General features: G+C 72.4%; 7 protein-coding genes. 2 read left to right on the forward strand and 5 right to left on the reverse strand.

Annotated elements, in window-relative coordinates:
• The 3 genes from GT042_RS24050 to GT042_RS24060 form a co-directional block, all read right to left on the reverse strand.
• The coding region (locus tag GT042_RS24050) for a thiamine pyrophosphate-binding protein (RefSeq protein ID WP_161310814.1) at positions 1–689 on the reverse strand (689 nt) is incomplete at its 3' end.
• A 109-nt stretch (positions 690–798) separates the two neighbouring features.
• Entirely contained in the window at positions 799–1,785 is a 987-nt protein-coding gene (gene speB / locus GT042_RS24055) for an agmatinase (protein ID WP_161310815.1), read from the reverse strand.
• A 129-nt stretch (positions 1,786–1,914) separates the two neighbouring features.
• The gene (locus GT042_RS24060) at positions 1,915–2,475 is read right to left on the reverse strand and encodes an NAD(P)H-dependent oxidoreductase (RefSeq protein WP_161310816.1); all 561 of its coding nucleotides are present in this window, start codon (positions 2,473–2,475) and stop codon (positions 1,915–1,917) included.
• 230 nt (positions 2,476–2,705) lie between these two features.
• Here GT042_RS24060 and GT042_RS24065 point away from each other — a divergent pair, with 230 nt between their 5' ends.
• Both GT042_RS24065 and GT042_RS24070 read left to right on the forward strand, forming a co-directional pair.
• Positions 2,706–3,863 (forward strand): acyl-CoA dehydrogenase family protein, encoded by a 1,158-nt coding sequence (locus GT042_RS24065; RefSeq protein WP_161310817.1) that lies wholly within the window; start codon positions 2,706–2,708, stop codon positions 3,861–3,863.
• Positions 3,864–3,913: 50 nt separating this feature from the next.
• Complete coding sequence (locus GT042_RS24070) at positions 3,914–4,807, forward strand: acyl-CoA thioesterase II (protein ID WP_161310818.1); 894 nt, start codon at positions 3,914–3,916, stop codon at positions 4,805–4,807.
• 87 nt (positions 4,808–4,894) lie between these two features.
• Here GT042_RS24070 and GT042_RS24075 read toward each other — a convergent pair whose 3' ends face one another.
• Positions 4,895–5,674, reverse strand: coding sequence for a phosphatase (locus tag GT042_RS24075; protein ID WP_161310819.1), 780 nt, complete (start codon positions 5,672–5,674; stop codon positions 4,895–4,897).
• A 15-nt stretch (positions 5,675–5,689) separates the two neighbouring features.
• The gene (locus GT042_RS24080; RefSeq protein ID WP_161310820.1) at positions 5,690–6,427 is read right to left on the reverse strand and encodes a TetR/AcrR family transcriptional regulator; all 738 of its coding nucleotides are present in this window, start codon (positions 6,425–6,427) and stop codon (positions 5,690–5,692) included.
• Positions 6,428–6,653 lie beyond the last annotated feature (226 nt).

Raw genomic sequence — 6,653 nt, forward strand, 5'->3', positions numbered from 1 at the left:
GGGCGGGCCGCGCCGGCCAGCAGGTGGGCGGCGACGGCGATCAGTTCGGGGCGCGGGGTCAGCTCACGCGGGGTGGCGTCCACGGCACTGACCGGCGGGAGGGTCGTGGGCGCGCTCAGCACGTCCGCCGGGATCTCCACCCAGACGGGGCCGTGCGGGGCGGTCAGCGCCGACTCCCAGGCGGCGGCGATCGCGGACGGGATCTGCGAAGCCGTACGGACGAGGTGCACGGACTTCACGACGTCGCGGAACGACGCCTGCTGGTCGCGCAGTTCGTGGAGGTGGCCGTGGCGCCCGCCGCCGAGGCCGGCGCGCGGCACCTGGCTGGAGATCGCCAGGACGGGCGCGGACGCGGCGGCGGCCTCCTGGAGCGCGGCGAGCGAGGTGAGGGCGCCGGGGCCGGTGGAGAGGAACAGCGGGGCGACTTCGCCGGTGGTACGGCCGTACGCGTCGGCGGCGAAGCCCGCGTTGTTCTCGACCCGCAGACCGACGTAGGCCAGCGGGGAGCGGCGCAGGGCGTCGAACAGGGCGAGGGCGTGCTGTCCCGGCAGCCCGAAGACGGTGGTCGCGCCGAGCCCGTACAGCGTCTCGGTCACCAGGTCGCCGCCGGTGCGGCCGGGGGGCGGGGAGAGGGCGGCGGTGAGCTGCGCGGGAGTGAGGCGGGGGGTGTCGTGGTCGTGGTCGTGCATCACGGGGTTCCGGGGGTGCGGTCGGGGGCGATCGTGGCACCACGGCGGTCGGGCACGGCACCACGGTGGTCGGGCACGGCCGTCACAGCGCTCCCGTCAGGGGCAGCCATCACAGCGCCCCCGCCCCCACGTCGCGGGCGTCCGCGATCTGGCGGGACATGATCGTCGTCAGTTCGTACGCCGTGTGCGAGGCGGCGACGGACGTGATCTCGGCGTGGTCGTACGCGGGCGCGACCTCCACCACGTCCGCCGAGACCAGCCGGCAGGAGGCGAGCCCGCGCACGATCTCCAGCAGTTCGCGGGAGGTGAGCCCGCCGGCCTCCGGGGTGCCGGTGCCGGGCGCGTGCGCCGGGTCCAGCACGTCGATGTCGACGGAGATGTAGAGCGGGCGGTCCCCGATGCGCTGCCGCAGCTGGTCGGTCACCTCGTCCACCCCGCGCCGCATGACGTCGGCCGAGGTGACGATCCCGAAGCCCATCTTCGCGTCGTCGTCCAGGTCCTTCTTGCCGTACAGCGGACCGCGTGTGCCGACGTGCGAGAGCGCCTCCGTGTCGAGGATGCCCTCCTCGACCGCCCGGCGGAAAGGGGTGCCGTGGGTGTAGGCGGCGCCGAAGTACGTGTCCCAGGTGTCGAGGTGGGCGTCGAAGTGCAGCAGGGCCACGGGCCCGTGCTTCTTCGCGACGGCGCGCAGCAGCGGCAGCGCGATGGTGTGGTCGCCGCCGAGCGTCATCAGCCGGGCGCCGGTCCCGAGCAGGTCGTCGGCCGCCGCCTCGATCGTGTCGACGGCCTCGTTGATGTGGAAGGGGTTCGCGGCGATGTCCCCGGCGTCGGCGACCTGCGCGAGCGCGAACGGCGAGGCGTCCTGCGCCGGGTTGTAGGGACGCAGGAGCCGGGAGGCCTCGCGGATCGCGTTGCCGCCGAAGCGGGCGCCGGGGCGGTACGAGACCCCGGAGTCGAAGGGCACGCCGACGACGGCGACGTCGGCCCGGCCGCCCACCTCGTCGAGCCGGGGCAGCCGGGCGAACGTGGCGGGTCCCGCGTACCGCGGGACGCGGGACGAGTCGACGGGGCCGCGCGGCTGCTCGGTGCTGCTCATCCGAAATGCCTTTCTTCGTACGATCGGGGGTGCCGGCCGACCGTACCAAGCGACCGGCACCGCCTCCTAAGGAAGCCAGGAAGCCGCAGGGAACGCCGCGTCCTAAGGAAGCCGCTCGGGCGCCTCCTCCTAAGAAACCCGCAGCGTCTTCAGCGCGCCGCCCCAGGCGATCACCTGGTCGAGCACCGTGGTGAGGGTCTCCTCCAGCCGGGGCGTCGGCCGGAGGACGGAGTAGTTCTCGAAGTTCGCGTGCAGGTCGAGCGCGACCTGCGCGCGGACCGTCGCGACCTGGAGCTCGGCCAGGGACAGCCGCAGGTGCTCGACCGCGCGGACCCCGCCGGCGGCGCCGTACCCCACGAACCCCGCCGCCTTGTTGTTCCACTCGGCGTACAGGAAGTCGAGGGCGTTCTTGAGCCCGGCGGGGACCGAGTGGTTGTACTCGGGCGTCACGAAGACGAAGGCGTCGAAGCCCGCGATGGTCGCCGCCCAGTCCTTGGTGTGCTGCTGGCCGTACTGCGCGGCGGCCGGGGGCATGCCCTCGTCCAGCAGGGGCAGACCTACGTCCGCGAGGTCGATCAGGGTGAACTCGGCGTCGTCGCGCTTGGTCGCGACCTCCATCACCCACTTACCGACGCCCTCGCCGAGGCGGTTGGGGCGGGTGCTGCCGATAATGACGGCGATCTTCAGCATTGCTGTCTCTTTCGGTCGTTACGTTGTTGAATGTCTCCTATCACCCCCTTGAACAGGCCGGGTGGTGACACGACTCACGCGGCCCCGGAACGTGTGCGGCCCGCCCACTCTGGACACCCTCGCGAACTCCCCGGTAACTTAAATTGAGCAAGCGCTTAGGACAGCGGGCGCTGAGGAATCGAGTCGCCACCGCGCCGTGGGGCGGCAGCCGCAGAGGGAGGGCCCGAGCCGTGCGCCGTACCGTGTACAACGAGGACCACGAGGCGTTCCGGGAGACCGTCCGCGCCTTTGTCGAGGCCGAGGTCGTGCCCGTCCACGACGCGTGGCTGGCGGCGGGCCAGGCCCCCCGCGACTTCTACTACAAGCTCGGTGAGCTGGGCGTCTTCGGGATCGAGGTCCCGGAGGAGTACGGCGGCGCGGGCGAGGAGTCGTTCAAGTTCCAGGCCGTCATCTCCGAGGAGTGCGCCCGCGCGGGTGTCTCTTTCGGCGGCTCCGGCGTCCATGTCGCGCTCTGCCTGCCGTACTTGAAGGCGTACGCGACCGACGAGCAGAAGAAGCGCTGGCTGCCCGACTTCGTCAGCGGCCGGACGATGTACGCGATCGCCATGACCGAGCCGGGCACGGGCTCCGACCTGGCCGGCATGAAGACGACCGCCAGGCTCTCCGAGGACGGCACGCACTACGTCCTCAACGGCGCGAAGACGTTCATCACCGGCGGCGTCCACGCGGACCGCGTCATCGTCTGCGCCCGCACCGCCCCCTCGACCCCCGAGGACCGCCGCTTCGGCATCTCGCTGCTGGTCGTGGACACGAAGACGCCGGGGTACGCGGTCGGCCGCAAGCTCGACAAGCTGGGCCTGCGGACCTCCGACACCGCCGAACTGTCCTTCACGGACGTCAGGGTGCCGGTGGAGGACCTGCTCGGCAAGGAGAACAAGGGCTTCTCCTACCTCGGCCAGAACCTGCCCCAGGAACGTCTGGCCATCGCCGTCGGCTCGTACGCGCAGGCCGCCGCCGCGGTGCGGTTCGCCCAGCAGTACGTGCAGGACAGGACCGTGTTCGGCAAGACCGTCGCGTCCTTCCAGAACACCAAGTTCGAACTGGCCGCCTGCAAGGCCGAGGTGGACGCGGCGGAGGCCGTGGTCGACCGCGCGCTGGAGGCCCACGACCTGGGCGAGCTGACGCCGGCCGAGGCCGCGTCGGCGAAGCTCTTCACCACCGAGGTCGCCCACCGCGTGATCGACAAGTGCCTCCAGCTGCACGGCGGCTACGGGTACATGAACGAGTACCCGATCGCCCGGCTCTACGCCGACAACCGGGTGAACCGCATCTACGGCGGCACCAGCGAGGTCATGAAGACGATCATCGCCAAGTCGATGGGGCTGTAGACACGGCCCCATGAGTCCTGTGAGTCCTGTGAGTCCTGTAGGCACGACCCATGAGTGACGGCACCGGCGCCTTCGACGCCCTGGACGACCTGCTCGATCTGCTCGACCTGGAGCGGATCGAGCGGGACATCTTCCGCGGCGTGAGCCGCTTCGCGGTCGTCCCCCGCGTCTTCGGCGGCCAGGTGGCCGCCCAGGCGCTGGTGGCGGCGGGCCGTACGGTCCCCGAGGACCGGCTGCCCCACTCCCTGCACGCGTACTTCCTGCGCCCCGGCGACCCCGGCGCGCAGATCGTCTACACCGTCGACCGCATCAGGGACGGGCGCTCCTTCACCGCGCGCCGGGTGGTCGCCGTCCAGCACGGGCAGCCGATCTTCCACCTCTCGGCCTCCTTCCAGCCGGCCGAGGAGGGCCTGGAGCACCAGACGGGGATGCCGGACGCGCCGGACCCGGAGACGCTCCCGACAGCCGCCGAGATGCTGCCGCTCCACGCCGACCGGTTTGTCGACCCGGGCGTCGCGGACCGGCTGCTGGTGGCGCGAGGGGCCGTCGACCTGCGGTACGTGGACGCGCCGCCGTACGGCTCGGTGGGGGTGCCGCGCGAGCCGCGCTCGCAGGTGTGGTTCCGTACGGCCGGGAAAGTCGCCGACGACCCGCTTCTGCACGTCTGCCTGGCCACGTACATCTCCGACATGACCCTGCTCGACCCGATCCTGCTGGCCCACGGGCGCGGCGGCTGGGCGGTCGGGGACGTGGTGGGGGCGAGCCTGGACCACGCGATGTGGTTCCACCGCCCGTTCCGGGTGGACGAGTGGCTGCTGTACGACCAGGAGTCGCCGTCGTCGTCCGGTGGCCGGGGGCTGGGTCAGGCCCGGATCTACACGCGGGACGGCAGGCTCGTGATCTCGGTGATCCAGGAGGGCGTGATCCGGACGCCGCGCGGCTGAGCGGTTCCGGCCCGCACGCCGCGGGACTGAGCGGCCCCGGCCCGCACGCCGCGTCACCGGGTGATGCGCGGCCCGGTGGCCCGGTGGTCAGACCAGCCCGGCCTCGTTGAGCAGGTACGCCGTCATCGGGTCGTAGAAACGCGGGTCCGTCACGTGGTCGTCCAGCGGGACGGTCACCTGGAGCGTGCCCTCGGCCTCGCCGATGAAGAGCGCCGGGTCGTTGCAGTCCGCGTACCCGATCGCGTCGAGGCCCCGCTGGCCCGCGCAGCCCGCCCAGCCGTGGTCCGCGAGGACCAGGTCGGGCAGGGAGCGCCCCTCGCGCTCCAGGCCGTCCAGGATCGCCCGCATCGGCTCCGGCGAGTGGGTGTGCCAGAGGGTCGCTCCGCGCTCCAGCACGGCCACGTCGGCGAACTGGAAGACCATGCCCTCGTCGGCGGTCAGGCCGCCGGGGATCCGTACGATCTCGCATCCCGCGCTCCGCAGCGCGTCCGCCGTCTGGCGGTGGACGTCCAGCAGGCCGCCCGGGTGGCCGGTGGCGAAGAGGACGCTCTCGCGGCCCGAGGCCGCCTTGCGCAGCCGTGCGGCCATCCGCTCCAGGGCGTCCACGGTCAGCTCGGGGTCGATGGTGTCCTGCCCGGCCCGGTGCTCCGGGTCGTCGCTCACTCCGCAGCGCTCGGCCATCACGGCGAGCACGTCCTGCTCGTCGGTCCAGCGGTCCCCCAGCTCCAGGCCGAGCCAGTAGTGGCGGTCACCGTTGGCGAGCTTGCGGTAGTGCGAGAGGTTGTTGTCGCGGGGCGTGGCGACGTCTCCCGCGATACGGGTGCGGACGAGGTGGTCGACAAGGGCGGCGCGGCTCGGTATCGGCATGAGCCCATTGTGCCGTCAGGTGTACGGGCTGTGCCCCTCGTCCCGGTTTCCGGACAGGTCCCCGGCCGGTTCGCGGGCGCAGTCGCCCGCCGGTTCGCCCGCCGGTTCGCCCCCCGGGTCGCCGAGCGCGGCGAAGGCGCCGTGGGCCAGGCGGCGCAGCAGCGACTCCATCGCCGTGCGGCCCGGCAGGCCCGTACCGTACGAGCCGAGGTGCGGGGTGGAGTTCAGCAGGCCGAAGACGGCGTGGACGGCGCCGCGCGCCTGGGCCTCGGGGACGCCGGGGTGGACCTCCCGCACGACGCCGACCCACAGCTCCACGTACTGGCGCTGGAGCTGGCGCACCAGCTTGCGGTCGCTGTCCCTGAGGCGGTCCAGCTCGCGGTCGTGGAGGGTGATCAGCGGGCGGTCGTCGAGGGCGAAGTCGATGTGGCCGTCGATCAGCGAGGCCAGGACGGCGTCGGGGTCGGGGGCCACGGGCGTGACGCCGGGCGCTCCCATCGGGCGCGGGGCGGCCCCCGCGCCCCGTACGCGCTGCCTGCCGCCCTCCAGCAGCCGGCCGCTGATCCCGACCAGCAGTTCCGCGAGCATGGCGTCCTTGCCCGCGAAATGGCGGTAGAGACCCGGGCCGCTGATGCCGACGGCGGCCCCTATCTCGTCCACGCCGACGCCGTGGAACCCACGCTCGGCGAAGAGGCGCGCCGCCTCTTTGAGGATCTGCTCGCGGCGGGTCGGGGCCGCGGTCCTGGTGCTCATGGGAAATCATTCTAGACAGAGCTGTTAGCGGTCGTTAACCTGGACGCGTAGGTTAACGCTCACTAACCCAGCGAGGGAGCTACGAGCGATGCGGCAGGCACCTGTGCTGGCGAGTGCGGCGGATCCGTCCGCCGAGGCCTGGCGGGCCAACGAGAGCGCCCACGAAGAGCTGGCCGAAGGACTGCGCGCCCGGCTGGCGGCGGCCCGGCTCGGCGGCGGCGAGAAG

The sequence above is a fragment of the Streptomyces sp. SID3212 genome, assembly GCF_009865405.1.
Taxonomy (GTDB): domain Bacteria; phylum Actinomycetota; class Actinomycetes; order Streptomycetales; family Streptomycetaceae; genus Streptomyces.

Bases quoted from the DNA above. Each gene is read 5' to 3' on its own strand.
- GT042_RS24060 (WP_161310816.1), bottom strand. From the start codon at position 2,475: ATGCTGAAGATCGCCGTCATTATCGGCAGCACCCGCCCCAACCGCCTC.
- GT042_RS24080 (WP_161310820.1), bottom strand. From the start codon at position 6,427: ATGAGCACCAGGACCGCGGCCCCGACCCGCCGCGAGCAGATCCTCAAA.
- GT042_RS24075 (WP_161310819.1), bottom strand. From the start codon at position 5,674: ATGCCGATACCGAGCCGCGCCGCCCTTGTCGACCACCTCGTCCGCACC.
- GT042_RS24070 (WP_161310818.1), top strand. From the start codon at position 3,914: ATGAGTGACGGCACCGGCGCCTTCGACGCCCTGGACGACCTGCTCGAT.
- speB (WP_161310815.1), bottom strand. From the start codon at position 1,785: ATGAGCAGCACCGAGCAGCCGCGCGGCCCCGTCGACTCGTCCCGCGTC.